The sequence below is a fragment of the Salinivibrio sharmensis genome (assembly GCF_001995985.1).
GTDB lineage: Bacteria > Pseudomonadota > Gammaproteobacteria > Enterobacterales > Vibrionaceae > Salinivibrio > Salinivibrio sharmensis.
Map to the genome: position 1 here is coordinate 156,725 of NZ_MUFC01000001.1, position 25,021 is coordinate 181,745.

General features: G+C 49.3%; 23 protein-coding genes. 11 read left to right on the forward strand and 12 right to left on the reverse strand.

Translation table 11 applies throughout. The annotated features are described in order from the left end of the window. Positions 1-11: 11 nt before the first annotated feature. The 3 genes from sdhA to sdhC are packed head-to-tail and all read right to left on the reverse strand — an operon-like array spanning position 12 to position 2,515. Positions 12-1,778 (reverse strand): succinate dehydrogenase flavoprotein subunit, encoded by a 1,767-nt coding sequence (gene sdhA / locus BZG74_RS00750; RefSeq protein ID WP_069361411.1) that lies wholly within the window; start codon positions 1,776-1,778, stop codon positions 12-14. After that, positions 1,779-2,129, reverse strand: coding sequence for a succinate dehydrogenase, hydrophobic membrane anchor protein (sdhD, locus tag BZG74_RS00755; RefSeq protein WP_077770933.1), 351 nt, complete (start codon positions 2,127-2,129; stop codon positions 1,779-1,781). It abuts the gene before it with no gap. Beyond that, on the reverse strand, positions 2,123-2,515 hold the full coding sequence (gene sdhC, locus BZG74_RS00760) for a succinate dehydrogenase cytochrome b556 subunit (protein WP_069361409.1): 393 nt from the start codon (positions 2,513-2,515) through the stop codon (positions 2,123-2,125). Before sdhC ends, sdhD begins: the two co-directional genes overlap by 7 nt. A 399-nt stretch (positions 2,516-2,914) precedes the next feature. Here sdhC and BZG74_RS00765 point away from each other — a divergent pair, with 399 nt between their 5' ends. Then, the gene (locus BZG74_RS00765; protein WP_077770934.1) at positions 2,915-4,204 is read left to right on the forward strand and encodes a citrate synthase; all 1,290 of its coding nucleotides are present in this window, start codon (positions 2,915-2,917) and stop codon (positions 4,202-4,204) included. Between the two features lie 113 nt (positions 4,205-4,317). On the opposite strand, the gene BZG74_RS00770 is transcribed toward BZG74_RS00765, so the two are convergent. Both BZG74_RS00770 and BZG74_RS00775 read right to left on the reverse strand, forming a co-directional pair. Continuing rightward, complete coding sequence (locus BZG74_RS00770) at positions 4,318-5,076, reverse strand: Nif3-like dinuclear metal center hexameric protein (RefSeq protein WP_077770935.1); 759 nt, start codon at positions 5,074-5,076, stop codon at positions 4,318-4,320. A gap of 141 nt (positions 5,077-5,217) precedes the next feature. Next, positions 5,218-5,415, reverse strand: a complete 198-nt coding sequence (locus BZG74_RS00775; RefSeq protein ID WP_077770936.1) for a DUF2517 family protein — start codon at positions 5,413-5,415, stop codon at positions 5,218-5,220. A gap of 147 nt (positions 5,416-5,562) precedes the next feature. On the opposite strand from BZG74_RS00775, the gene BZG74_RS00780 reads away from it, so the two are divergent. After that, a complete protein-coding gene (locus tag BZG74_RS00780; RefSeq protein WP_077770937.1) occupies positions 5,563-6,369 on the forward strand; it encodes a DUF1853 family protein in 807 nt (268 codons plus the stop codon). A 56-nt stretch (positions 6,370-6,425) separates the two neighbouring features. Here the strand turns inward: BZG74_RS00780 and pgm are convergent, their stop codons facing one another. Next, positions 6,426-8,072 carry a phosphoglucomutase (alpha-D-glucose-1,6-bisphosphate-dependent) gene (pgm, locus tag BZG74_RS00785; protein ID WP_077770938.1) on the reverse strand — a complete coding sequence of 549 codons (1,647 nt, stop codon included), beginning with the start codon at positions 8,070-8,072 and terminating at the stop codon, positions 6,426-6,428. A 28-nt stretch (positions 8,073-8,100) separates the two neighbouring features. Next, complete coding sequence (gene seqA, locus BZG74_RS00790; RefSeq protein ID WP_077770939.1) at positions 8,101-8,646, reverse strand: replication initiation negative regulator SeqA; 546 nt, start codon at positions 8,644-8,646, stop codon at positions 8,101-8,103. Between the two features lie 99 nt (positions 8,647-8,745). Here seqA and BZG74_RS00795 point away from each other — a divergent pair, with 99 nt between their 5' ends. The 3 genes from BZG74_RS00795 to fldA all read left to right on the forward strand — a co-directional run bounded on the left by BZG74_RS00795 (position 8,746) and on the right by fldA (position 10,440). Continuing rightward, positions 8,746-9,519: an alpha/beta fold hydrolase gene (locus tag BZG74_RS00795; protein WP_077770940.1), complete on the forward strand. Its 774-nt coding sequence runs from the start codon at positions 8,746-8,748 to the stop codon at positions 9,517-9,519. A 60-nt stretch (positions 9,520-9,579) separates the two neighbouring features. Beyond that, complete coding sequence (locus BZG74_RS00800) at positions 9,580-9,801, forward strand: DUF2788 domain-containing protein (RefSeq protein ID WP_021022467.1); 222 nt, start codon at positions 9,580-9,582, stop codon at positions 9,799-9,801. Between the two features lie 111 nt (positions 9,802-9,912). Beyond that, positions 9,913-10,440, forward strand: coding sequence for a flavodoxin FldA (fldA, locus tag BZG74_RS00805; protein ID WP_046073566.1), 528 nt, complete (start codon positions 9,913-9,915; stop codon positions 10,438-10,440). Positions 10,441-10,511: 71 nt separating this feature from the next. Here the strand turns inward: fldA and BZG74_RS00810 are convergent, their stop codons facing one another. Continuing rightward, complete coding sequence (locus tag BZG74_RS00810) at positions 10,512-11,012, reverse strand: DUF4442 domain-containing protein (RefSeq protein ID WP_046073567.1); 501 nt, start codon at positions 11,010-11,012, stop codon at positions 10,512-10,514. A 184-nt stretch (positions 11,013-11,196) separates the two neighbouring features. Between BZG74_RS00810 and fcrX the strand changes: the two genes are divergently transcribed. Further along, positions 11,197-11,643 carry a ferric iron uptake transcriptional regulator FcrX gene (gene fcrX, locus BZG74_RS00815; protein WP_046073568.1) on the forward strand — a complete coding sequence of 149 codons (447 nt, stop codon included), beginning with the start codon at positions 11,197-11,199 and terminating at the stop codon, positions 11,641-11,643. A gap of 53 nt (positions 11,644-11,696) precedes the next feature. Here fcrX and glnS read toward each other — a convergent pair whose 3' ends face one another. Further along, positions 11,697-13,364, reverse strand: a complete 1,668-nt coding sequence (gene glnS / locus BZG74_RS00820; protein ID WP_077770941.1) for a glutamine--tRNA ligase — start codon at positions 13,362-13,364, stop codon at positions 11,697-11,699. Positions 13,365-13,590: 226 nt separating this feature from the next. Then, positions 13,591-15,099, reverse strand: a complete 1,509-nt coding sequence (nagE, locus tag BZG74_RS00825; RefSeq protein WP_077771119.1) for an N-acetylglucosamine-specific PTS transporter subunit IIBC — start codon at positions 15,097-15,099, stop codon at positions 13,591-13,593. Between the two features lie 323 nt (positions 15,100-15,422). Between nagE and nagB the strand changes: the two genes are divergently transcribed. The 5 genes from nagB (at position 15,423) to asnB (ending at position 22,391) form a co-directional block, all read left to right on the forward strand. Further along, entirely contained in the window at positions 15,423-16,223 is an 801-nt protein-coding gene (nagB, locus tag BZG74_RS00830; protein ID WP_077770942.1) for a glucosamine-6-phosphate deaminase, read from the forward strand. An 11-nt stretch (positions 16,224-16,234) separates the two neighbouring features. Then, the gene (nagA, locus tag BZG74_RS00835; RefSeq protein WP_077770943.1) at positions 16,235-17,371 is read left to right on the forward strand and encodes an N-acetylglucosamine-6-phosphate deacetylase; all 1,137 of its coding nucleotides are present in this window, start codon (positions 16,235-16,237) and stop codon (positions 17,369-17,371) included. Between the two features lie 7 nt (positions 17,372-17,378). Continuing rightward, the gene (gene nagC, locus BZG74_RS00840; RefSeq protein WP_077770944.1) at positions 17,379-18,593 is read left to right on the forward strand and encodes a DNA-binding transcriptional regulator NagC; all 1,215 of its coding nucleotides are present in this window, start codon (positions 17,379-17,381) and stop codon (positions 18,591-18,593) included. Between the two features lie 282 nt (positions 18,594-18,875). Next, the gene (locus BZG74_RS00845) at positions 18,876-20,456 is read left to right on the forward strand and encodes a cation:proton antiporter family protein (protein WP_077770945.1); all 1,581 of its coding nucleotides are present in this window, start codon (positions 18,876-18,878) and stop codon (positions 20,454-20,456) included. 267 nt (positions 20,457-20,723) lie between these two features. Further along, entirely contained in the window at positions 20,724-22,391 is a 1,668-nt protein-coding gene (gene asnB / locus BZG74_RS00850; RefSeq protein ID WP_077770946.1) for an asparagine synthase B, read from the forward strand. Between the two features lie 74 nt (positions 22,392-22,465). Here asnB and BZG74_RS00855 read toward each other — a convergent pair whose 3' ends face one another. Next, positions 22,466-23,767 carry an inosine/guanosine kinase gene (locus tag BZG74_RS00855; protein ID WP_077770947.1) on the reverse strand — a complete coding sequence of 434 codons (1,302 nt, stop codon included), beginning with the start codon at positions 23,765-23,767 and terminating at the stop codon, positions 22,466-22,468. Between the two features lie 89 nt (positions 23,768-23,856). Then, positions 23,857-24,831 (reverse strand): ferrochelatase, encoded by a 975-nt coding sequence (gene hemH / locus BZG74_RS00860; RefSeq protein ID WP_077770948.1) that lies wholly within the window; start codon positions 24,829-24,831, stop codon positions 23,857-23,859. Positions 24,832-25,021: the final 190 nt, after the last annotated feature.

Sequence of the window (25,021 nt, forward strand, 5' to 3'; positions counted from 1 at the left end):
TCTCGACCCCCTTAGTAACTGCGGACTTTCGGTGGGAAAGCCTCACGGTGCACTGGCGCCATATTGACGTCGCGCTTCGACATAGCTTCGGTTTCTGGGTTATAGATGGAGTGGCATAGCCAGTTCTCATCATCGCGATCTTGATAGTCGAAACGCGCATGTGCGCCACGGCTTTCAGTACGATAATGGGCTGACACCGCTGTTGAGTACGCGGTTTCCATCAAATTCTCCAGCTCCAAACATTCGACGCGCTGGGTGTTGAACTCGGTTGACGTGTCATCAAGACGCGCCGACTTGAGTCGCTCACGAATTTCCTTCAGCTCTTTCAGCCCTTTTTCCATGGCCTCGCCTTCTCGGAACACGGAGAAGTTTTCTTGCATACAAGCTTGCAAGTCTTTGCGGATCTCAACCGGATCTTCACCCTGTTGAGTGCTATTCCAACGATTAACACGCGCCAGGGACGCCTCGATGTCTGACTCACTCGCATCGCGCGCTTCTACTTGTGCGGCGAGTGTCTCCCCGAGATGAAGGCCAGTCGCGCGGCCAAAGACAACCAAGTCGAGCAGTGAGTTGCCGCCCAAGCGGTTCGCACCATGCACAGACACGCTGGCAATCTCGCCACAGGCAAACAAACCTTGTACTTCAATGTCATTGCCGAGCGGGTCTTGCTTGATTGCTTGGCCAGACACTTGTGTTGGAATGCCTCCCATCATGTAGTGACAGGTTGGGATTACCGGAATCGGCTCTTTGATAGGATCAACATGCGCAAAGGTGCGAGACAAGTCGAGAATGCCGGGAAGACGAGACTCAAGCACGTCTTTACCCAAGTGATCCAGCTTGAGCTTCAGGTGCGGTCCCCATGGCCCATCACAACCACGCCCTTCTCGAATTTCGATCATCATCGAGCGCGCCACAACGTCACGACCTGCGAGGTCTTTAACATTAGGCGCATAACGTTCCATAAAACGCTCGCCATCTTTATTGAGCAAGTAACCGCCTTCACCGCGGCAACCTTCTGTCACCAATACACCCGCGCCTGCAATGCCGGTTGGGTGAAATTGCCACATTTCCATGTCTTGCATGGGCACGCCCGCGCGCAGCGCCATACCCACGCCATCACCGGTATTGATGTGCGCATTGGTGGTTGACTGATAGATACGACCTGCTCCCCCTGTCGCCAACACGGTTGCTTTGGATTTGAAGTAGCAAATCTCGCCCGTTTCCATACACATGGCAGTCGCACCAACAATCACACCGTCTTGGTTTTTCACCAAATCAAGCGCATACCATTCAGAGAAGATGGTGGTCTTATTTTTAATGTTTTGCTGATACAAGGTGTGCAGCAGTGCGTGCCCGGTTCGGTCAGCTGCCGCCGCGGTGCGTGCAGCTTGCTCGCCACCAAACTCTTTAGACTGGCCACCAAACGGACGCTGATAAATGGACCCATTCTCAAACCGAGAAAAAGGTAACCCCATCTTCTCTAGCTCAATCACTGATTGCGGGCCCGTCTTACACATGTACTCAATGGCGTCTTGGTCACCAATGTAGTCTGACCCTTTTACCGTGTCATACATGTGCCATTGCCAATTGTCTTTGTGCGAGTTACCCAGTGCTACCGTAATCCCGCCCTGCGCCGACACGGTGTGAGAGCGGGTAGGAAACACTTTCGATAACAGTGCACAGGTTAGTCCCTGCTCTGATATTTGCAGCGCGGCACGCATACCTGCACCGCCTGCGCCAATTACAATTGCGTCAAATTCGCGAACTGGAATACTCACTTACACACCCCACAATACAAAGATACCGGCAAAAACGTAGATCAGTAGCACGGCCACAACGCCAAGTTGCAACATGCCACGCAGCAAGGCTGGCTTAATATAGTCAGTCAATACTTGCCACATTCCGATCCAGCCGTGAATCAGCACGGAGACCAGGGCTAACATGGTAAAGACTTTGGTACTGGTCTGGCCGAAAAACGCTGTCCATGAGGAATACGTAATCTCAGGGCCAAAAACGGCAAAACCGACCATATAAAGTGTGTAAAGTGTGATAAGAATCGCAGTGGCGCGAATCAGCACATAGTCGTGCACGCCATTGCGCCCGACCGATGAGATGTTTTTCGTTACCATACTAAAACCCCCGCCAACACAGACAACACGCCAGTGATAACAAATGCAACCTGCGCACTTTGCACGCCAGACTCCAGTTCTTCAAAATAACCCATGTCTTGGATTAAGTGACGGATGCCACCGACAATGTGATAAGCAAGCGCGGTCAAAATGCCCCAAAGGATCAGTTTGACGAAAAAGCTATCGACAATCGCAGCAGCGGATTGGAATCCATCAGGGGAAGAGAGAGAAAGGCTAAGCAGCCATAGGAGGATGGCGATCGAGACAAAGGTGATGACACCTGCCACTCGATGCAATATAGACGCAATCGCTGTTATCGGAAAACGAATCGTCTGGAGGTCGAGGTTTACGGGTCTTGACTTTCTTTCTTTCACGATATTGCCCACTCAGCTCCATTGAGCATTTATAGTTATTACACTCTCTGAACCTCAGTACTCAAAGCGTAGAACCTGCAACATCTGCGTAACGCGCTTCATGTACCTTATTGCTTATAACTGCAATTCTTGGCGAATGGATCACGTCAGTTAGGAAAGGTGTTTGAGCCCCTAAACGCCCTAGGATACTGATTTGCCCAGAGACCTCGGAAAAGTATACGTGGCGTAACAGACAATTACAAACGCACAAAATTGACCGGAATCTCACAACAGATATTTAACGCGCATTGCAAATAAGTTATTAACTGACGCACACATCGATAGGTTAAAAATTGACATCATTAGGGTCGATCGGTACAACGGTCGAGTCCGTATCCTGGATGGGATTATAAAATAACAAAGGAGATTGTTATGGCAGAGAAGAAAGCTACCCTACACATTGAAGGGAAAGCACCAATCGAACTGCCGATTATCGAGGGCACCGTCGGTCCAGAAGTCATTGATGTGCGCCAGCTGGTGAACGAAGGGTATTTCACCTTCGATCCCGGTTTTGTCGCAACGGGTTCATGCAATTCGCAAATCACCTACATCGATGGCGCAGCTGGCGTATTGCTGCACCGAGGTTACCCGATAGATCAACTTGCCAATAACGCTGATTATTTAGAAGTCTGTTATATCCTGCTCTACGGTGAAGTCCCGACGACGAAGCAATATGATGAGTTTCGCTCAATGATCGTGCGCCACACCATGGTGCATGAGCAAATTGCGAGTTTCTTCCACGGCTTCCGTCGTGACGCTCACCCAATGGCTGTTATGGTTGGGGTTGTAGGTGCCTTGGCCGCGTTTTATCACGATTCTCTCGACATCAACAACGACCAGCACCGTGAAATCACGGCGTTCCGTCTGTTATCGAAAATGCCGACACTGGCTGCAATGTGTTACAAATACTCGATCGGACAGCCATTTATCTACCCTCGTAATGATCTTGATTACGCGGAAAACTTCCTTCATATGATGTTCGCCACCCCGTGTGAAGAATATGAAGTGAACCCCGTGGTCGCGCGCGCAATGGATAAGATCTTTACCCTGCATGCAGACCATGAACAAAACGCATCGACATCAACGGTACGTCTGGCGGGCTCTTCAGGTGCTAACCCATTTGCTTGTATTGCGGCAGGGATCGCCTCGTTATGGGGACCTGCACACGGTGGTGCGAACGAAGCGTGCTTGCGCATGTTTGAGCAAATTGGGCATGTGGATAACATCCCTGAGTATATTGCTCGCGCCAAAGACAAAGACGATCCGTTCCGTCTGATGGGCTTTGGTCATCGTGTCTACAAGAACTATGACCCTCGTGCGACAGTAATGCGTGAAGCCTGCCATGAAGTGCTTAACGAGTTACAAATCCAAGACCCATTACTTGATGTGGCGATGGAGCTGGAGCGCATCGCATTGTCAGACGATTACTTTATCGATAAGAAACTTTATCCGAACGTTGATTTCTATTCAGGCATTATCCTGAAAGCGATCGGGATTCCTACGTCGATGTTTACAGTGATCTTCGCGATGTCTCGTACCATTGGTTGGATAGCTCACTGGAATGAGATGCATACCGACCCACACAAGCGTATTGGGCGTCCGCGTCAGCTTTACACCGGGTATACACAACGCGAATTTACCCCAATGGACAAGCGCAGTTAAGCCGCAAATGTCATACAACAAAGCCGCCAACAGGCGGCTTTTTGTTTATCATCGGCAGTTTATCAGATTGCTGCGCCTGTATTTCTATCGCACTTAGCCTCAACGCCTAGGCGTCATGCTGGATTGTCGATATCAATAAAGTGCACATTCAAACCATGCTGCTGAGCAAGCCACTCCCCTAGCGCTTCCACGCCATAACGCTCTGTAGCGTGATGCCCTGCCGCGATATAATGCACACCCTGCTCGCGCGCCGAAAAGGTCGTGCGCTCAGAAATCTCACCCGACAGATACGCATCCATCCCTTGTGAAGCGGCCAAGTCGATAAAATCTTGCGCGCCACCGGTACACAGACCGACGGTTTCAATCCGCTTTTGTTGCCCACCGTCAATCACAAGGGGCGCCCGGTTAAGCACCGTAGCCACTTGTTGCTCAAACTGTGCCAACGTCATGGGTGTTGAAAGCTTTCCATAAACAGGAATCGAGACAGGGTTGTCAGGCTCCAGTCCTCCTAGCAGCTCAATGCCTAAACGTTTGGCAAGCTGCGCGTTGTTACCCAGCGTCGGGTGAATATCCAAAGGCAAGTGATAACCGTATAGATTGATGCCATGTTCAATCAACATCTTGATACGTTGGTACTTCATGCCGCGAATTTGCTGTGGTTCGCCGCGCCAGAAGTAACCATGGTGCACCAAGATGGCATCCGCGTTCTGCTCAATCGCTGCATCAATCAAATCTTGACAGGCCGTCACCCCGGTGACGATCGTTTTTATCTCATCACGTCCTTGCACCTGTAGACCATTCGGACTGTAGTCTTTGATGCTATCCGGTTTTAGTTCGGCGTTGAGCAATGCTTCCAGTTCAAAGTTATTCATAGCATTCACATTCACTTGCGAGACAATGGCAACAGTGTAACCTGACAAGCAAACATAAAAAAAGCGGTGAGACCGAGTCTCACCGCTTACTGAATATCACGTATTTTTCTACGGACGTGTGGGTCACTAACCGGTTACGAATTAGAAAAACCCGCCGGCTTTTTCAGATTCAGCCAACCAGACTGGCTTGGTGCTGTCTTTAAGCCAGACTTGATGTAAGTGGCTATATACACGCGAGGCCATGGGCGGCACAATCAGTGTTGGCAGGCAAGTGATGCCCGCGATCACAACCGCGCAGCGGCGCAACACAACACGGGTTCTATCGAACGGAGTATACATAATCAACCTCACTCATCTGACCAGTTTGCTAGTATGAGCGTAGTGTATCATCTGTTTTGTTTTTTTACTACATTATTGGTGATTTTTTACTCAAAAACCACCAATGGCAGCCTTAACAAGCCTTTAACAAGGTAATAAAATTACATCATGAATGACGCCTATCCGCTATTTAGCAACCAAGCTCAAATCACTGCCGACTTTAGCTGGTTGCAAAATCAGTTCTCACTACTCAGCGATAAGCATTTCCCGATTGTGCCTCATCATCTTTGGCAACCCACATTACTGCCATCTCCCACGCCCTATACAGGACCGAAGCGTATCGGCTTTTACTATCAGTGGCTGCTCACTCAGCTCATTGATTGTCACCCGCATTTGGCGCTGGAAGCTGAGGAAATCCAGATTAATGAAGGCGGCAAAACGCGAGGCGCCATCGACTTTTTAGTCAGTTATCAGGGGCAACTAGAACACTGGGAGGTGGCGGTAAAATTCTACCTCGCCTTTGACAACCGCTGGTTAGGCCCAAACGCTAAGGATGCGCTTGATATCAAAGTGGCGCGGATGCTTAACCACCAATTGGCGCTATCCAGCCACCCAAGCTTTTGTCAGCAATACCCGCACTGGCAACCGAATAAGAAACGTCTGATGGTGCAAGGAAGATTGTACCGCCATTATCACAGCGAGCGGCTCCTACCAGAGTGGCCACCCGTCAATCATGACAGCATTGGGGGATGGTGGTGTTGGCCAGATGCATTACCAACAGACAGGGAGTTTGCCGTATTGGCACGCGACCAGTGGTTGTCACTGCCCGCTTTCGCTGACTTGCCCAAGCTAGAACGCGCATCACTCGAGGGGCTATCTCGGACCTGTCACTTGTTAGATGACTCACTCACCCCTTGGTTCGTGGTACCCAGCGACTGGCCAGAGACGATACCCGCCTTACCCGCTTTGAAATAAAAAAACGCGCACATTGTCTGTACGCGTTTTTAACTACAGCGTCACGACGAAACGCGCTAAACGCCTTGAGCGTTGAACACGCGGTCAACAATTTGTTGCGCTTCTTGTTCAATCAAACGCAAGTGCTCATCACCTTTAAAGCTTTCACAGTAGATTTTATAGATATCTTCTGTCCCGGAGGGGCGCGCCGCGAACCAGCCAAATTCAGTGACCACTTTCAAACCGCCGATGGCAGCGCCGTTACCCGGTGCGTGGGTCAGTTTGGCGGTGATGGTATCGCCCGCCAAGCTCTCTGCCGTCACCATCTCGGGGCTGAGCTGGCTCAATACCTTCTTTTGCGCTGCATTGGCAACCGCTTGTAATCGGTTATACGACGGATCACCATGCTTGTGGGCAAGCTTTTGATAGTACGCCTGCGGCGTCAGCCCCGTTACTGCCAAGATCTCAGCCGCCAATAAGCAAAGAATGATGCCATCTTTGTCAGTTGACCAAGGTTTACCATCAAATGTTAAAAATGAAGCACCGGCACTTTCTTCCCCGCCAAAGCCAAGAGTGCCCTCACTCAAGCCGGGCACAAACCATTTAAAACCGACGGGCACTTCAACCAGTGGGCGAGCGAGGTCGCCAACCACCTTATCAATGATCGCACTGGACACCAGTGTCTTACCCACGCCTAAATCGGCTGACCATTGCGGACGGTGACGGAATAAATAATCAATGCACACTGCTAAATAGTGATTCGGGTTCATCAAGCCAGCCGGGGTCACTATGCCGTGGCGATCAAAATCTGGATCATTACCAAATGCCAAATCATATTCATCTTTGTACGCCAGTAGTCCAGCCATTGCGTATGCTGACGAGCAATCCATACGAATCACGCCATCACCATCGCGAGGCATAAAGCCAAAGGTTGGGTCGACATGGTCATTAATCAGGGTAATATCGAGTTGATAATGCGCGGCAATTTGCTGCCAATAGCGGATCCCTGCGCCCCCCAAAGGGTCGACGGCAAGTTTTAAACCCGCTTTTTGAATAGCGTCGATATCAACAACCTTGGCCAGCCCAGAGACATATGGCGTCACAAGATCTTGCTCTTGGTAATAGTCACTGTGCATTGCCGCATCAATCTCCACGCGTTTAACGCCGACGAGATGGGTTTCAATATAGTGATTCGCTCGCGTTTCTATTGCTTTTGTGATTTCGCCTTCGGCGGGTCCACCATGGGGCGGGTTGTATTTGATGCCTCCATCTTGCGGTGGGTTGTGCGAGGGAGTAATGACAATCCCGTCCGCTTGCTCAGCATGATCACGGTTATAAGCCAGTATTTGTTGGGAAATACCCGGCGTTGGCGTATAACCCTGATCGACTTGCGCAACAACCTGTACCTGATTGGCCGTCAATACTTCAACCACGGCACCGAAGGCGGGTTCGGAAAGCGCATGAGTGTCTTTTCCCACAAAGACAGGGCCCGAAATACCGCGCGCGCTGCGCTCATCACAAATTGCTTGTGCAATGGCCAGAATATGATCGCGGTTAAACGTGGTGTTCAACGCGCTTCCACGATGGCCTGACGTCCCAAACGCAACGCGTTGCGAGGCCTGACCTGGACGTGGTTGAGTCTGGAAAAAACGCGTCACAAGCGCCGGAATATCACACAAGTCTTGCGGATGCGCGCGCTGTCCGGCTTGAGGATGCACTGCCATAATTCTCTTCTCCCATGAGTGGCATAGATTAAATCGCGTTCACAACCTTCTCAGTCAAATCACTCGGGAACTGCATTTTTTCCATAAGCTGTTCCACCATCTGACGCTTACGGCCAGTATTCGTGTTGGTGATGACCCAAAAAGGAGTGTCTGGTATCTGCTTGGGTTTGGTGGTTTTGCCGCTTTCTAATAAGGTTTGTGGATTATCGGCAAAATACAGACGGGTACGCCCTTTTAGCGCCATCCCATCCGCGAATCCTTGTTGGTCAACACGGTATAAGGAGGTGAGGATCAGCATAAAACGACCAATCGCTCGCTCTTGAGCCGCAAACTCATCTGAAATCAATAACGTTCGCATCGCTTTGACACGATCAACGGACGCACTGCGCCCAGCGTCTTTACTGACAACAATACCGCTAGAACGAGAGGGCGTCGTCGGCGCAGCCTGAGTTGGCTGCGGTGCCGAGTCCGACAGCAGTAAGCGACGCAAGATGTCTGATGCGCTTTCGCCAATATGCTGAGTTTGGCTGGCAATATACCGGTATAGATCGTCGTCAACCTCTATCGTCTTCATTGTTTTTCATCGCGTCCTGTTTATCGTTTAACGGGGCGATTATACAGAGATAGATCGGTATACTCTACGTTAAAGCCAGTAATCTGAGAGAAAAGCAACGTGTTGTTCAACGGAAAGTCTCGCGGTGAGGGCTCACCGCTCGTATTGATCCACGGTTTATTCGGTGATCTCGACAATTTAGGCGGGCTAGCAAAGACACTGGCCGATCATTTTTGTGTCTATCAAATTGATCTACCTAACCATGGTCGCTCCTATCATACAGAGAGCACAGATTATCAAAGCCAGTCCGATGCCGTGGTCGCATGGATGGATGGACAACAGCTTGAGTCAGCCATCATCGTCGGTCACTCAATGGGCGGCAAAGTGGCCATGGCCGTCGCTCAACGTTTCCCTGAGCGTGTGGAACAATTAGTGGTGATGGATATTGCCCCAGTCGATTATCAAGTTAGTCGCCACGACAATGTTTTCAAGGCATTACATCAAACGCAAAGGGTAACACTGAAAAGCCGTCAGCAAGCGCAAACCATCATGAATGAATCGATCGAAAATCCAGGCGTGAGCCAATTTTTATTGAAATCACTCTATAAAACCGATCACGGTCACTACGCCTGGCGCTTCAATATTGATAATCTTTATCACGGCTATCGTGACATCATGGGATGGACAGAGTTTGGCCAGTATTCGGGCCCAACTCTGTTTGTCAAAGGGCAGAATTCTGAATACATTCTGCCAGACCACCGCGAGGCCATTGTCGCTCAGTTTCCTCATTCAAAAGCGCATATGGTGGCAGGCACGGGTCATTGGCTACATGCTGAAAAACCGGCGGTGGTTGCCAGCGTCATAGAACGTTTTTTAATGCCGAGCGAGCGTTAACAGTTAAGTGACCCTTGTGATATATTGCGCCGCATAAGTCGGTGCTCAATGGAGGCACGCATGCTTTACGAGCACTTTCAATTGCTCGAGAAAATAGGTCTAGATCTCGTCTTCGCCGCGATTTTCTTTTTTATCGGCATGGCAATTAAAGACGTGTTACGTGAGGGCAATGTGCCAGTATTCGGCCGACGGATCGTCTGGTTTGTGCTCACACTAGGCTGTGTCGGCTTTATCGTAAAAGGTGTGATTCAGTTAGTTTGGGAAGGGGTCGGCATCGGCTAACCCTAGCACTGAAGTCACTGGTTAATCATATAGGTTTGAAAAAGCGACGCTTTTTCTTTAATTCGAGTTAGTTGCAAACAGCAACCCACTGACAAAACGGGTGTTTTTTATATGGCGAGTGTAGGTCTCTTCTTTGGTAGTGACACGGGAAACACGGAAGCAATTGCAAAAACCATTCAAAAGCAGTTAGGCAAGCAAATGGTTCACGTGCAGGATATCGCGAAGAGCAGCAAAGAAGATATTGATAACTTCGATTTGCTGCTGATCGGTATTCCGACATGGTATTACGGTGAAGCGCAGTGCGACTGGGATGACTTTTTCCCAGAGTTAGAGCAAATTGACTTTTCAACAAAACTCGTGGCTATTTTCGGCTGTGGCGACCAGGAAGATTACGCAGAATACTTCTGTGATGCCATGGGCACCGTCCGCGACATCATTGAAGCGAAAGGCGCTACCATCATTGGTCATTGGCCAACTGAAGGGTATGAGTTTGAAGCCTCACAAGCATTGGTTGATGATAACCACTTTGTTGGCTTATGTGTGGATGAAGACCGCCAGCCTGAACTGACCGACGAGCGAGTGAGCAAGTGGGTGAAACAAGTCTACGAAGAAATGTGTCTAGCAGAGCTTGAAGACTAAGTCTGGCTTATCAAACGCCAAGGATACTCAACCTTGGCGTTTTTTTATCTAATCGGTGCACAACGGGCTGATCATGCGGCTTGTTTGCTGGCTGTATCCCGATACTGGCGTTTTTTTCTCACATAAAGAGTACGCCTTACTTCAGCAACCACCTCGCCATGCGCGTCTTTGACGTGGACAACAAACTCGGGTAATACCTTATCGCCTCGTCCTGCTTGTTGTTGGATATCGGTTAACACCGCATCACTGATCACAAAATCTGCGTATAAGTCCGTGGTTCCCGGCTTGATAAAATTGATATCTGCTTGTTTGTCCCAAACATGGTACTGAGGGCCGAGAATACCCATTAACATGAGCGCATAGACAGGATCAGTTAAGGAGAAGATGCTACCGCCATACTGGGTACGATTGGCATTTTTGTTCCACCAGCGGAGTTTCAAGCGCATGTTGACGCGTTTAAAATCCTGGCTAATGGCATCAATATGGATCCCTGCGCCCCAAAAAGGTGGCCAGCTGTTAAGTGCCCACTTAACAATTCGTGGTTTGTAGAAGCGATACATGTAAGTTGACATCCTTATCTGGTCTAACCAGATAATATTCACATCTAGTAAACATTGATGCAACCACAAATGATCAAATTTCGCCCTAAGAACGCATGTCGAGAGTAGCGAGAGCAGTGCAATTTTGATAGGCTTATAAAATATTTTCCTTGCTAATCCAACTGTCTTAACTCAGGCAGAAAACAGGTAGATACACATGTCAGACAATAACCAGGCGTTGAAGCAAGCTGGGCTCAAAGTCACCCTCCCACGGCTCAAGATCCTAGAAGTGCTGCAACAGCCAGATTGCCAGCACATCAGTGCCGAAGACCTGTATAAGAAATTAATCGACCTAGGTGAAGAAATTGGCCTAGCAACCGTGTACCGCGTACTGAACCAATTTGATGATGCAGGCATTGTCACGCGTCACCACTTTGAAGGCGGAAAGTCCGTATTTGAATTGGCGACACAGCATCATCATGACCATTTAGTCTGTCTTGACTGCGGTAAAGTGATTGAATTTTCTGATGATTTGATTGAAGAGCGTCAGAAAGAAATCGCCGCTCGCTTTAATGTGCAACTAACAAACCATAGTTTGTATTTGTATGGTCACTGTAAGGAAGGCGATTGCAAAGCTGACCCATCCATTCATAACGCTGATTGATTCAGTGTGAACGGTTTAAAAAAGCCGGCGTGATCATCACGCCGGCTTTTTATTTATTTACCTTCTATCTTCGCCCAGGTATCACGCAAGCTCACCGTCCGGTTGAAGACCAGTGACTCAGCACCACTGTCTTTGCTATCCGCACAAAAATAGCCTGTACGCTCAAATTGATAGCCCTTTTCTACCGGTGCATGCTGCATACTTGGCTCGACAAAGCCATGTTGTACCTGTAAAGACTCAGGATTGATGGTTTCCGCGAAGTTGTCCGCGCTGGCCGGATTTGGCACCGTAAATAAGCGGTCATACAAACGGAATTCAGCGGGTAGCGCCTCAGCAGCAGAGACCCAATGGATCACGCCTTTGACTTTACGCCCATCGGCAGGGTCTTTACCGAGGGTGTCTGGATCATAGCTGCAATACACAGTGGTAATATTGCCCTCATCGTCTTTCTCGCAACGCTCTGCTTTTACCACATAGGCATTGCGCAAACGCACTTCCTTCTCCAGTACCAGTCGCTTGTACTTCTTGTTAGCAGATTCACGGAAATCTTCACGCTCAATCCAGATCTCGCGCGAAAATGGCACCTGACGCGTGCCCATCTCTGGCTGATTGGGATGGTTTGGCGCATCAAGCCATTCGACATCATCGGCTTTGTTTTCAATCACCAGTTTAATCGGATCGAGTACCGCCATGGCGCGTGGTGCATTTTCGTTCAAATCATCGCGTACACAAGACTCAAGCGCACTCATTTCAATGGTATTATCTTGCTTGGTCACACCAATGCGCTGGCAAAATTCACGGATGGAGGCGGGCGTGTAACCACGACGACGCAAGCCGGAGATAGTCAGCATACGCGGGTCATCCCAACCACTCACAAGCTGCTCTTCCACCAGTTGGTTCAGCTTACGCTTGGACATCACGGTATACTCGAGATTTAAGCGGCTGAACTCGTATTGACGTGGCGTACAGTCGATGGTGATATTTTCCAACACCCAATCGTATAGGCGTCGGTTGTCTTGAAATTCAAGGGTGCAAAGAGAATGGGTAATCCCTTCTAGTGCATCCGAGATGCAGTGGGTAAAGTCATACATTGGGTAAATACACCACTTATCCCCAGTCTGGTGATGATGCGCAAAACGCACGCGATATAACACCGGATCACGCATTACCATAAAGGGCGACGCCATATCGATTTTGGCACGCAAACAGGCTTTACCTTCGGCAAACTCACCAGCACGCATCTTTTCAAATAGCGCCAAGTTCTCTTCAACAGACCGTTCGCGATAAGGGCTGTGCTTGCCAGGCTCAGTCAATGTGCCGCGATACTCACGAATCTCATCAGGCGTTAATTCTTCAACGTACGCTAACCCTTTTTCAATCAGTTCAACCGCGTAACCATAAAGCTTATCAAAGTAGTTTGAGGAATAACGCACCTCTCCTGCCCAATCAAAGCCTAACCATTGCACGTCACGCTTGATAGACTCAACGTATTCCACGTTTTCTTTTTCTGGGTTGGTATCATCAAAACGCAGGTTACATTCACCCTGATAGTCTTGTGCGATCCCGAAGTTCAAACAAATTGATTTTGCATGGCCGATGTGCAAATAGCCATTCGGCTCAGGTGGGAAACGTGTCACGATCGCGGTGTGTTTCCCTTCCGCCAAGTCTTTATCAATGATTTGGCGAATAAAGTTAGTGGGACGAGCTTCAGCATCACTCATCAAGGTTACCTCGTATCAAAAATGCGAATTTTAAAGCTACATAGATACTATGATCTCCTATTCCGCGCTGCGACTCAACCCGTTGTTGTCATTGTCATCGCGGTGCAGGCCTATTTGTTACTTTTTTGCGCGAAAGCAGGGGGAAACAACCAATAAAAACGCCCAGCGGCAAACTGGGCGTTTCGTGTCAAGTTAGTGTCACGTTATCAAAGTTCGGATGCCTCGTTTAAGGCAGCGCCACTTTCGATAAATCTTCATCTTCTGGGATTTGTTTCAGCTCACCCGCAATAATTTCTGCTAATGGTCCGAGAATAACTTGCAAGTTATTCTCGCCAAGCTTGACAACTCCCATCGCACCAATGGCTTTCAATTTAGCTTCATCAACCACCTCGCGGTCGGCAACCGACAGACGCAGACGAGTGATACACGCATCAATCGATGTTAGGTTTTGATGACCACCAAGGGCTTTAAGGTACTTACGTGCTAGCTCGCGATTATCGCTCGCCTCACCGGTATTGGCGCTGGCAGGAGCACTCTCTACTGCATCATCTTCACGACCTGGTGTTTTCAGGTTCAAGGTTGAAATAGCCGCTCGGAAAGACACATAATAAAGTGCGAAGAACACAAGGCCCATAATAGGCAGCATGTACCATTGGTTAGCCACAGGGTTTTTCGACGACAACACCAAGTCAACTAACCCGGCTGAGAAACCGAAGCCTGCCGTCCAGTCGAAGGTTGCGGCGATAAACAATGAAACACCGGTTAATAATGCGTGCAACACGAACAACAAAGGTGCGACAAACAAGAATGAGAACTCGAGTGGCTCAGTCACCCCAGTAAAGAAAGAGGCAAAGCCGGCAGCAATCATGATAGACGCAACACGCGCTTTGTTCTCAGGACGCGCTGTGTGATAAATCGCAAGCGCTGCACCTGGAAGACCAAACATCATGACGGGGAAGAAGCCTGCCATGTACATGCCTGTAGTCCCTTTAATCGCTTCGCCTGTTTCAAGGCCTTGTGCTCCCATCCAGAAGCGGCCCAAGTCGTTAATACCGACGGTATCGAACCAGAACACGGCGTTAAGCGCGTGGTGCAGACCAACAGGGATAAGTAGGCGGTTAAAGAAGCCATACACACCGGCACCCGCCGCACCCAGATTGGTGATGCTTTCGCCAAAGTGAACCAAGCCACCAAAAAGAACAGGCCAGACAAACATCAATACAAATGAGATGATGATCGCCACCACTGAGACCAAGATCGGCACCAAACGCTTGCCGCTAAAGAACGCCAACGCTTTTGGCAATTCAACCCCGCTGTAGCGGTTATACAGCTCAGCGGACACCACGCCGATCAAGATACCGATAAACTGGTTGTTGATTTTGCTAAAAGCAAGCTCATTGTTACCGACTGAAATATCGACCAAGCCAATTTGGCTTACCGCACCCGGCGCACACAGCGTGGTGATCACCATAAAGCCAACAAAGCCTGCCAGAGCGGCGGCGCCGTCTTTATCTTTTGACATGCCATACGCCACACCAATGGCAAATAACACTGACATATTATCGATAATCGCTGCCCCTGATTTAATCAAGAAAGCAGCTAAGGCGTTGTTTCCACCCCATCCAGTTGGGTCAAGCCAGTAGCCGACCCCCATCAAGATCGCAGCCGCTGGCAGTACCGCAACTGGTACCATCAGCGCACGACCTATACGTTGCGCATAACCAAGAATATTCACCGTCGTTCCCCCTTTATATTTTTCTGTGTCCACTACGCTAGCGTTCGCTCCGTGGTTAGACATCTAACTTGGACGCTTGCCCAAGGACTAAGGACTTTTGTTAAATCACTTCTTTTGTAAAGCAATGTTAGTCAATTGCAGTTTATGTCAATAAATTCGCCTCGCAAATTAAACCCGCGCTATTTGTGAGAATCATCACCAAACCACTCCATATACAGAGAAAATTGTTAGCCTGATCATAAAACTTATTTTATGATGCAAATAAATGAGCATATCCGTTATGCTATGGCCATGAATTGAGCATTGATAGAACGAGGTGACCGATGCGACTCATTCCTTTACAAACCAGCCAGCAAGTCGGCCTTTGGTCGGCACGTTACATCGTCGATACCATCAACAAATTTGCCCCAAGCGCTGAGCATCCCTTTGTTCTGGGATTACCCACGGGTGGGACGCCTCTCAACACCTATAAGCAATTGATCAAGCTCCATCAGCAAGGTGAAGTCAGCTTTGAGCACGTGGTCACTTTCAACATGGATGAATACTGTGGGATCCCAGCTGATCATCCACAAGCCTATCGTACCTTTATGTACGAAAACTTTTTTAACCATATTGATATTCAAGAAAAAAACATCAACTTGCTTGATGGAAATGCGACCGATGTCGATGACGAGTGCCAACGCTATGAAGAAAAAATCAAGGCATACGGCAAAATCCATCTCTTTATGGGGGGGGTAGGTAACGATGGTCATATTGCGTTTAACGAACCCGCGTCATCATTGGCATCACGCACTCGGATCAAAACCTTGACCGAGGATACCCGTGTGGCAAACTCTCGCTTCTTTGATAATGATATCAATCAAGTACCCAAGCACGCGCTTACCATTGGTGTCGGTACCTTGTTAGATGCAGAGGAAATCATGATCTTGGTGACAGGACACAATAAAGCCCAGGCACTTGAGGCTGCAGTAGAAGGGTCTGTTAACCATTTATGGACAGTATCAGCGCTACAACTGCACCCAAAAGCGATGATTGTGTGCGATGCGCCTTCAACAGCAGAACTAAAAGTAAAAACTGTGAAGTATTTTCAAGAGCTTGAAGCCCAAAATATACACCATTTATAAGGAATTGAAGCATGTATGCGTTAACCCACTGCCGGATTTTTACTGGCCATGAGGTGTTGGATGATCATGCCATCGTGATTCGAGAAGGCCTGATTGACGCCGTCTGTCGACAAGACGCCCTGCCCAATGATATTGCCACGCGCGCGCTCGACGGTGCATTAGTCAGCCCAGGCTTCATTGACCTTCAGCTTAATGGCTGTGGCGGCGTGATGTTTAATGATGCCATTACCCCTGAGACCATCGCGACCATGCATCAGGCTAACCTTAAATCAGGTTGCACCAACTTTCTCCCCACCCTGATCACCAGCTCTGATGCCGATATGCAAGCCGCCATCAACGCCATGCGTGCGTACCAAAAACAGCAGCCCCATCAGGCGCTGGGGTTGCACCTCGAAGGCCCCTATTTAAATACCGAAAAAAAGGGGATACACAGTGCTGACTATATTCGCCCCAGCAACGATGAGATGATCAACTACTTGTGCGAAAACGCCGATGTGGTGACCAAAGTCACCCTCGCGCCTGAACTGGCACCCGCGTCGCATATTCAAGCCCTGAAGCAAGCTGGTATCGTGGTCTCTGCTGGCCATACCAATGCCACTTACGCACAAGCTAAGCAAGGCTTTACCCACGGCATTTCCTTTGCCACGCACCTGTTTAACGCAATGACCTCTATTTCAGGCCGTGAGCCAGGTGTCGTCGGTGCCATCTACGATACACCGGATGTTTACACTGGCGTGATTGCTGACGGCTTTCACGTCTCATACCCTAATATTCGTCTCGCACATAAAGTAAAAGGTGAGAAATTAGTGTTGGTTACGGATGCTGTTGCACCAGCAGGAGCCGACATGGATCACTTTATTTTTGTAGGTAAGAAAGTATATTACCGTGACGGTAAGTGTGTTGATGAAAATGGCACACTTGGCGGCTCAGCACTGACGATGGATCAGGCGATTTATAACAGTGTTGAGCATGTAGGGATCGCCTTGGATGAAGCTTTGCGGATGGCTACGCTCTATCCCGCTCGCGCAATCGGTATCGAACAACACTATGGCAGCATTCGCCCGGGGAAAATTGCGAATCTTGCCATTTTCGACCGTGCAATCAATGTTCAAGCGACGATCGTAAACGGACAATATCTACAAAGCTAGGACACCTATGACTGGCGGAAAAATCGGGAATGTCGATCTTGTAAAGCAACTTAACGGAGCTGCCGTTTATCGATTAATTGATCAACAAGGGCCTATTTCACGCATACAAATTGCCGATGTAAGCCGATTGGCACCGGCAAGCGTAACCAAAATTACCCGCCAACTGCTTGAAAGAGGCCTGATTAAAGAGGTGGCGCAACAAGCGTCGACAGGTGGACGTCGTGCCATTTCTCTCACCACCGAGTGTGCGCCCTTTCATACCCTTGCGGTACGACTGGGTCGCCATTTTATTGAGTTGTCTTTGTATGACTTGAGTGGTGCCTCTTTGGCCGAACACGGCGAAACCTTCCATTACCATGATCAGGACGAGCTTGTTCAAGGCTTGATTCATATCGTTAGCCAGTTTTTGGAAACGCACCAACACGTGCTCAGAGAGTTGATTGCCATATCCGTGGTGATGCCTGGCTTGGTTGACCCTGATTCAGGGGTGGTCGAATACATGCCCAACATCAATATCAAACAACTTGCGCTTGCTGATACCCTGCGCGAAGAGTTTGGTGTGCAGGCTTTCGTTGGCAACGATATCCGCGGGCAAGCATTGGCGGAGCACTACTTTGGGGCGAGCCAAGACTATTATGACTCTATGCTGGTCAGTGTACATCATGGTACTGGTGCGGGGATCATCGTCAATGGGCAAATTTTTCTTGGCCATAACCGCAATGTCGGTGAGCTCGGCCATGTACAGATCGATCCACTGGGTAAAAAATGTCAGTGTGGCAACTTTGGCTGCTTAGAAACCGTGGCGTCAAACGAAGCCATCATTGAGCACGCTCAACAACTGCTTGCGCAAGGACACCCCAGTAGCCTCAGTTATGATCAAAGTCTGACCATCGAAGCGATTTGCCAAGCCGCAGAGCAAGGTGATGAGTTGGCCCGCCAGGTGTTGGTGAAAGTCGGCAATCATCTGGGTAAAGCAATCGCGATGACCGTTAACCTGTTCAATCCACAACTGGTGGTCATTGCAGGCAAGATCACTGCGGCAAAAAGCGTGGTCTTTCCCGCTATTGAGCGTTGTGTCGAGAATCAATCTCTACCAAGTTTCCATGAAAAGCTGTCGATTGTGAGCGCCAACCTCGAGGCTCAGCCTACAATGGCTGCGTTTTCCTTAGTCAAGCGGGCGATGCTTAATGGTGAGCTCCTACAAGAACTGTTGGAGGAGTAGTTTTCACTACTTGGATTGACATGTTGAGTGATTAAAACATGTCAGTTAAACCCAGCCGAGACGTTAATCCCTAACCGTTGGTCAGCCAGCGGTTAGGAGAGCGGGCATCTTCTCTAGCAACGTTAGTCTTCTCTGCAAATGTCTCCTTGCCTCATCTTATCTTCACCGGCCTTTTCTCACGCTTCCTTATTTTACATTCACATACTGACCACAAAACGTGTACATTATAGCCACGTTACCGACAATGCCTTGTCTCACTCAACTTTAGAATAAGTACAAGATATGGAACTGGTTTTTATTTCTGCCGCCTTTATCAGTGGCTATGCATTAATGCGCTGCCACCTCCCGCCACTGGTTGGCTTTCTTATCGCTGGCTTTGTTCTCCATGCCATGGGCTACCAGTCGACACCGGTGATCACGCAGCTGGCCGATCTGGGTGTCACATTGCTGCTGTTTACTATCGGCTTAAAGCTTGATGTCAAAACCTTGCTTACCAAAGAAATATGGTTTGGCGCCACTGCCCATAACGTCCTGACAACCGCGTTTTTTACTCTCGCGCTAATGGGCCTTAAAGCACTGAGCATTCCTATGCTGTCAGGCATGAGTATGTCTGAAATGCTGCTGCTTGGCTTCGCCCTGTCTTTTTCCAGTACCGTCTTTGCCATCAAAGCGCTGCAAGAAAAAGGTGAGCTTAATGCCACCTATGGCACCTTGGCGATTGGCATGCTGATCATGCAAGACATCTTTGCGGTGATTTTCCTTACCGCCACATCGGGCAAAACCCCCGAGCTCACCGCCCTCCTCCTCTTTGGTTTACCGCTTCTGAAGCCCCTGCTGGGTAAGCTGTTGGACAAAGCAGGCCACGGTGAAATGTTGGTTCTTTATGCCGTGTTCCTCGCCCTGGTAGCTGGCGCTGGATTGTTTGAGGCGGTGGGGATTAAACCTGACTTAGGCGCACTTATTCTCGGTATGCTGCTTGCCAGTCACCCACGTGCATCTGAAATGGCCAAGTCACTGTTTAACATGAAAGAGCTTTTTCTGGTTTGCTTTTTCCTCAACATTGGCTTATCCGAACAGCCTACTTGGCAAAGTTTCAGTTTTGCGCTGATCTTGATGTTATTACTGCCTATCAAGGGCGTACTCTACTATTGGATCGTCAACGGCTTTCGATATCGAGTTCGTACGGCCCTATTCACCACACTCACCTTATTCAACTTCAGTGAATTTGGACTCATTGTCGGTGGCTTGGCGTATAAAACAGGATTGATGCCTGGCCCGATCTTGGTTTCCATCGCCATTGCGGTATCACTCAGTTTTGCCTTTTCCGCACCACTCAATACCTTTAGTAATCAGCTGTATAGTTGGGCATCACGCTGGCTGCCTGAGCGTGCACCCGACGAGCTTCACCCCAGCGACCAACAAATCAATCTGGGGGATGCCAGCATCTTGGTGTTGGGGATGGGACGTATTGGCTCAGGCGCCTACGACGAACTCGCCACCACACACCACCAACCGATTGTGGGGATTGATACACGAGAAGACTCTGTCTCTCGTCATCAGCAAGAAGGACGACGTGTTATTTTAGGCGATGCGACTGATCCCGACTTTTGGTCGCGGGCGGTGTCTGATGGCAATATCTCGCTCATTTTACTGGCCATGCCTCACAGTCATGCCAATACGTTGGCACTCGAGCAAATTCGACAAACACAATTCAGTGGTAAAGTCGCCGCCATTGCCAAATATCAAGATGAGCTTGATCAACTCAAAGCACTCGGTGTGGATGAAGCCTTTAATATCTATCAAGAGGCAGGTAGCGGCTTTGCGCGCCACGTAAGAGACCGCTTCTCTCACCCAGATAGCTAGCCCCCGCTACAACACAACTAACGCACAAGCCCCGTCGCTTGTGCTTTTTTGTATAAAAACTGCACCATTTTTAAATTTAATTCGTTTTTGGTGATTTTTATTAAATTTTATTCACCATAAGGCAAGTTTGGATAACGGATTTGTTTTATCTCCTTGTGTCTTTCTCTGCCACAGGGCAAAGTGTGGTTAACACGTCGCCGCCAGAGGCTCTTTCTCGCGGGCATGATACGGCGACAAAGACCGGATAACACAACAGAGAGGAAGATTATGTGTTCAATTTTTGGAGCGCTTGACATAAAAACCGACTCGCAACAATTGCGGGAAGTCGCGTTAAAAATGTCGAAGACCATGCGTCACCGTGGCCCGGACTGGTCAGGGATTTATTCGTCTGAAAAAGCCATTCTCGTTCATGAGCGCCTTGCGATTGTCGATCTTAACAGTGGGGCCCAGCCACTTTATAACCAAAACCAAACCCAAGCCCTCGCAGTTAACGGTGAGATCTACAATCACAAAGAGCTCCGCGCTGAGTTTGCTCCCGACTACCCGTTTCAAACCGAGTCTGACTGCGAAATCATTCTCGCGCTGTATCAAGAAAAAGGACCAGAGCTGCTCGACTACCTCAACGGTATCTTTGCCTTTATTTTGTATGATGAGGAGCAAGATGCGTATTTAATTGGTCGCGATCATATTGGCATTATCCCGCTTTACCATGGCCACGATGAGCACGGCAACTATTACGTCGCCTCTGAGATGAAAGCGCTAGCCCCTATTTGTAAAACCATTAGTGAATTTCCTCCTGGCCACTTTTTATGGAGTAAGCAAGGCGAGCCTGTTCGCTACTACAAACGCGAATGGATGGAATACGATGGGGTGAAAGACAGCACCACGGATAAAGCGGCACTCAAAGAAGCCCTAGAGAAAGCGGTTCACCGTCAACTTATGACCGATGTCCCTTATGGCGTTCTACTATCTGGCGGGTTGGATTCATCGGTGATTTCTGCGGTCACCAAGCAATTTGCGGCTAACCGCATTGAGGATGACGACCAAAGCCAAGCATGGTGGCCACGTCTGCACTCGTTCGCTATTGGCCTAGAAGGCGCACCGGATTTGAAAGCCGCCAAAGAAGTCGCTGACCACCTTGGTACCGTGCACCACGAGTTTACCTATAGTATCCAAGAAGGCTTGGATGCTATCCGCGACGTGGTGTACCACATCGAAACCTATGATGTGACTACTATCCGAGCATCAACCCCGATGTATCTGATGTCACGTAAGATTCGTGCGATGGGGATTAAAATGGTGCTCTCAGGAGAAGGCGCAGACGAGGTGTTTGGCGGCTATCTGTATTTTCACAAAGCGCCTAACGCACAAGAGTTCCACGAGGAAACGGTTCGCAAGCTGCTCGCGCTCAACATGTTTGATTGTGCCCGCGCGAACAAGTCGATGGCCGCTTGGGGCGTTGAGGCACGTGTCCCCTTCTTGGATAAAGAGTTTTTGGAAGTGGCGATGCAAATTAAGCCAGACGACAAAATGTGCGGCGATGGCAAAATGGAAAAGCACATTATTCGTGAGTGCTTTGGGGATCTGTTGCCAGAGTCGGTGGCATGGCGTCAGAAAGAGCAGTTTAGCGATGGCGTCGGTTACGGCTGGATTGACACATTAAAGGCCATTGCCGATGAAAAAGTCAGCGACCAACAATTGGCAACCGCCGCGTTCCGCTTCCCATACAACACGCCGACCACCAAAGAAGCGTATATGTATCGTGAGATTTTCGCCGAACTCTTCCCTCTGGAAGATGCCGCGAAGTGTGTCCCTGGCGGCCCATCAATTGCTTGCTCCAGTGCCAAAGCAATTGAATGGGATGAATCGTTCAAAAACCAAGCCGACCCATCAGGTCGCGCGGTCCGCAACGTACACGAAAAAGCGTACCAATAAGCCCGCCCCTCACGACCGGTAATAAAAAACCGCCAACATCAATTGGCGGTTTTTTATCGTTTAAGGCAATGAGATTAACGTTCCCAATAAGCCTCTTCCAAACTATCTTCGCGCTCCGGCAAGCCACGTGACAAACGCGGAGAGTGCTGCGCCAGCACCTCGTAGCTAACACGGTTAGCGTATTTACACACCTGAGAAAACGATGAGTAAGTCAAAAATGGGTACTGGTGTTTGCTTGAGTTTGGCACGTTATCACGGTGATAGCGGTTAGCTGACATATCGTGCAGCAACGCAGACAGGGCGCCGTCACCCGCACCATTGGTGTTTTTGATCCGTTCCGGTCCACCCATGTATGGCGCAATGTGCGAATAAATCTTAATCGGATTTTCGCAATCGGCTTTGATCATTGGGCGGCTAAACTCATACATATTGAACTCGGGAATGGCCCCGGGTAACAAAGGCAGTGAGGTTTCGCGTTTGGCTTTATCTTCACTGTAACCCGCCATGTATAGGCCAATCGGGCCAGCGGTGCAAAGCACCATATCTACCCATTGCAACGCAGCGTCAGCCGCGAGCAGTGGATCACTTTCGCCCGTGAGCGCTTCGCCCTCATCTTCGTTCATCGCCACCACACTGACGTGCTCAGCCAGAAAATCACGCCACCATTGTGGATTTTGTTCAATCACATACTTGGTGCCCAGCGTCATCACCACAGGCACATTGTGCTTTTTGGCATATTCGATGGCGCGCATGGTCGCGTCCGGCATCGGGTCGCCGTCTTTACAGCGAACCAAATAGGCCGTCAGGACTAAAGCAGATGCGTGTTCAAAGATGTGTTCTGGAATCGACTCAGGATGCAGCTGGTTCATTAAACCTTCGTTGATGGCAAAAGTACGCTCACCGCAATCGCCAATCAGTGCGTAGCAACGGCCAATCGGGCCTTGGACAGGTTGCAGATAGTTGAGATCCATGCGGCTGGAGGTGTTGCATAAGTAGCGATAAGAGTAGCTACCAATGCGGATATCCTGACTCATCACCCCAAGTAGAATCGATTGGTCATCCGCTAAGGCGGAGTAGTTGTGCAAGGTGTTGCCAATGGTGCCGCCAGCAAATTCATGCGTCACCAAATTGTTGTCCTTAAGCTCTTGATACAAGGCTTCAGCGCGCTCATCGTCAATTACTAACGAATGGCCTTTGCTCAAACCATAGCGCTCCAGGAAGTCATCACTCACTTTTGCTTCTATATCCACCAAGGTTTGGTCAATGCCAATCACATGGGGGCGTTTAAAACCACGCTCACTGGCAGGGTTAAGCAAAGGGTCCCGGGCGTGAACCGGAAAGTAGTGTTTAGACTTACGTTGTCCTGGAAATTTCATGGTTCGTGTAACTAGCTAATGGAAGGGAGGCGCGAATTCTACCACAGAATTTGCGCCTGCATAGCGTCTGGTGGACGAATTTTATCGCCCTACCACCCTTGCGTATGCTCTGCCACCAGCGTCGCCATTAACTCAATATGCGCCTCGTCATCGTTTAAGCATGGGATAAACCGAAAGGCTTCGCCACCTGCTTCTAAAAAGATATCCCGGCACTCACCGGCAATTTCTTCCAAGGTTTCTAAACAGTCAGAAGAAAAGGCCGGCGTCATAATATCGAGAGTTTTTACCCCTTTCGCGGGTAGCGATTCTAACGTTTTATCCGTGTAAGGCTTAAGCCACTCTTCACGTCCAAACCGCGATTGGTAGCTCATCATGATCGCTTGATCGGGGAGCCCGAGTTCCGCCTGCAACAATGCCGTGGTTTGTTCGCAATGTTGCGGATACGGGTCGCCATTATCGGCAAAGCGTTGTGGGATCCCATGGTATGAACACAGTAAGAGATCGCCCTTGCCGTGTTTATCCCAGTGACGTCTCACGGAGTCTGCCAATGCCGATTGGTACGCCGGATGATCGTGATAGTGATGCACAAAGCGAAGCTCAGGCAGCAAGGGGCGTCCTTTGAGGGATTTGGCGACTTTGTCAAATACCGCGGCGGTGGTGGTCGCAGAGTACTGCGGGTACAAGGGCAAAACCATGACCTTTTCACAGCCTTGTTGCTGCAGTTGCTCAATACCATCCGTAATCGATGGTGAACCATAGGTCATTCCTAGGGCAACGGGTAATCCCGACTTGTTAGCTAAGGCATCACGCTGGCGTGTAGCATACACCATCAGCGGTGAGCCCTCGTCCATCCAAACACTTTGATAGAGCTTAGCCACCTTGGGAGAGCGTACCGGCAGAATCACACCATGAAGCAGTGGGCACCACAACCAACGCGTTAAATCGACCACCCGATGGTCATGAAGAAACTCAGATAAAAAGCGCTTTACAGCAGAAGAGGTAGGCGCATCTGGGGTTCCCAGGTTAACCAGAAGTACGCCAACTTGGTTATGCTTTTCGGTCATGTGTGTTGTCCTTGGCTTTGGCTCGGCCGCGAGCCCAGTATTTTTGTTGTACCTTTCCAATTTAACGTATCTGATTAAATTGTTTGGAGAATGGCGCTTAGCTTGCCATAAAAAAACCGGAGCGACTAATCGTCAGCTCCGGTTTCTACTATCAGCAATACCGATGACAACCTGTGTCAGCACGTAAACG

Bases quoted from the DNA above. Each gene is read 5' to 3' on its own strand.
- BZG74_RS00845 (WP_077770945.1), top strand. From the start codon at position 18,876: ATGGAACTGGTTTTTATTTCTGCCGCCTTTATCAGTGGCTATGCATTA.
- BZG74_RS00780 (WP_077770937.1), top strand. From the start codon at position 5,563: ATGAATGACGCCTATCCGCTATTTAGCAACCAAGCTCAAATCACTGCC.
- hemH (WP_077770948.1), bottom strand. From the start codon at position 24,831: ATGACCGAAAAGCATAACCAAGTTGGCGTACTTCTGGTTAACCTGGGA.
- BZG74_RS00810 (WP_046073567.1), bottom strand. From the start codon at position 11,012: ATGTCAACTTACATGTATCGCTTCTACAAACCACGAATTGTTAAGTGG.
- pgm (WP_077770938.1), bottom strand. From the start codon at position 8,072: ATGGCAGTGCATCCTCAAGCCGGACAGCGCGCGCATCCGCAAGACTTG.
- BZG74_RS00775 (WP_077770936.1), bottom strand. From the start codon at position 5,415: ATGTATACTCCGTTCGATAGAACCCGTGTTGTGTTGCGCCGCTGCGCG.
- seqA (WP_077770939.1), bottom strand. From the start codon at position 8,646: ATGAAGACGATAGAGGTTGACGACGATCTATACCGGTATATTGCCAGC.
- sdhD (WP_077770933.1), bottom strand. From the start codon at position 2,129: ATGGTAACGAAAAACATCTCATCGGTCGGGCGCAATGGCGTGCACGAC.
- fldA (WP_046073566.1), top strand. From the start codon at position 9,913: ATGGCGAGTGTAGGTCTCTTCTTTGGTAGTGACACGGGAAACACGGAA.
- BZG74_RS00770 (WP_077770935.1), bottom strand. From the start codon at position 5,076: ATGAATAACTTTGAACTGGAAGCATTGCTCAACGCCGAACTAAAACCG.
- asnB (WP_077770946.1), top strand. From the start codon at position 20,724: ATGTGTTCAATTTTTGGAGCGCTTGACATAAAAACCGACTCGCAACAA.
- BZG74_RS00800 (WP_021022467.1), top strand. From the start codon at position 9,580: ATGCTTTACGAGCACTTTCAATTGCTCGAGAAAATAGGTCTAGATCTC.
- glnS (WP_077770941.1), bottom strand. From the start codon at position 13,364: ATGAGTGATGCTGAAGCTCGTCCCACTAACTTTATTCGCCAAATCATT.
- nagC (WP_077770944.1), top strand. From the start codon at position 17,379: ATGACTGGCGGAAAAATCGGGAATGTCGATCTTGTAAAGCAACTTAAC.
- BZG74_RS00855 (WP_077770947.1), bottom strand. From the start codon at position 23,767: ATGAAATTTCCAGGACAACGTAAGTCTAAACACTACTTTCCGGTTCAC.
- BZG74_RS00765 (WP_077770934.1), top strand. From the start codon at position 2,915: ATGGCAGAGAAGAAAGCTACCCTACACATTGAAGGGAAAGCACCAATC.
- fcrX (WP_046073568.1), top strand. From the start codon at position 11,197: ATGTCAGACAATAACCAGGCGTTGAAGCAAGCTGGGCTCAAAGTCACC.
- nagB (WP_077770942.1), top strand. From the start codon at position 15,423: ATGCGACTCATTCCTTTACAAACCAGCCAGCAAGTCGGCCTTTGGTCG.
- nagA (WP_077770943.1), top strand. From the start codon at position 16,235: ATGTATGCGTTAACCCACTGCCGGATTTTTACTGGCCATGAGGTGTTG.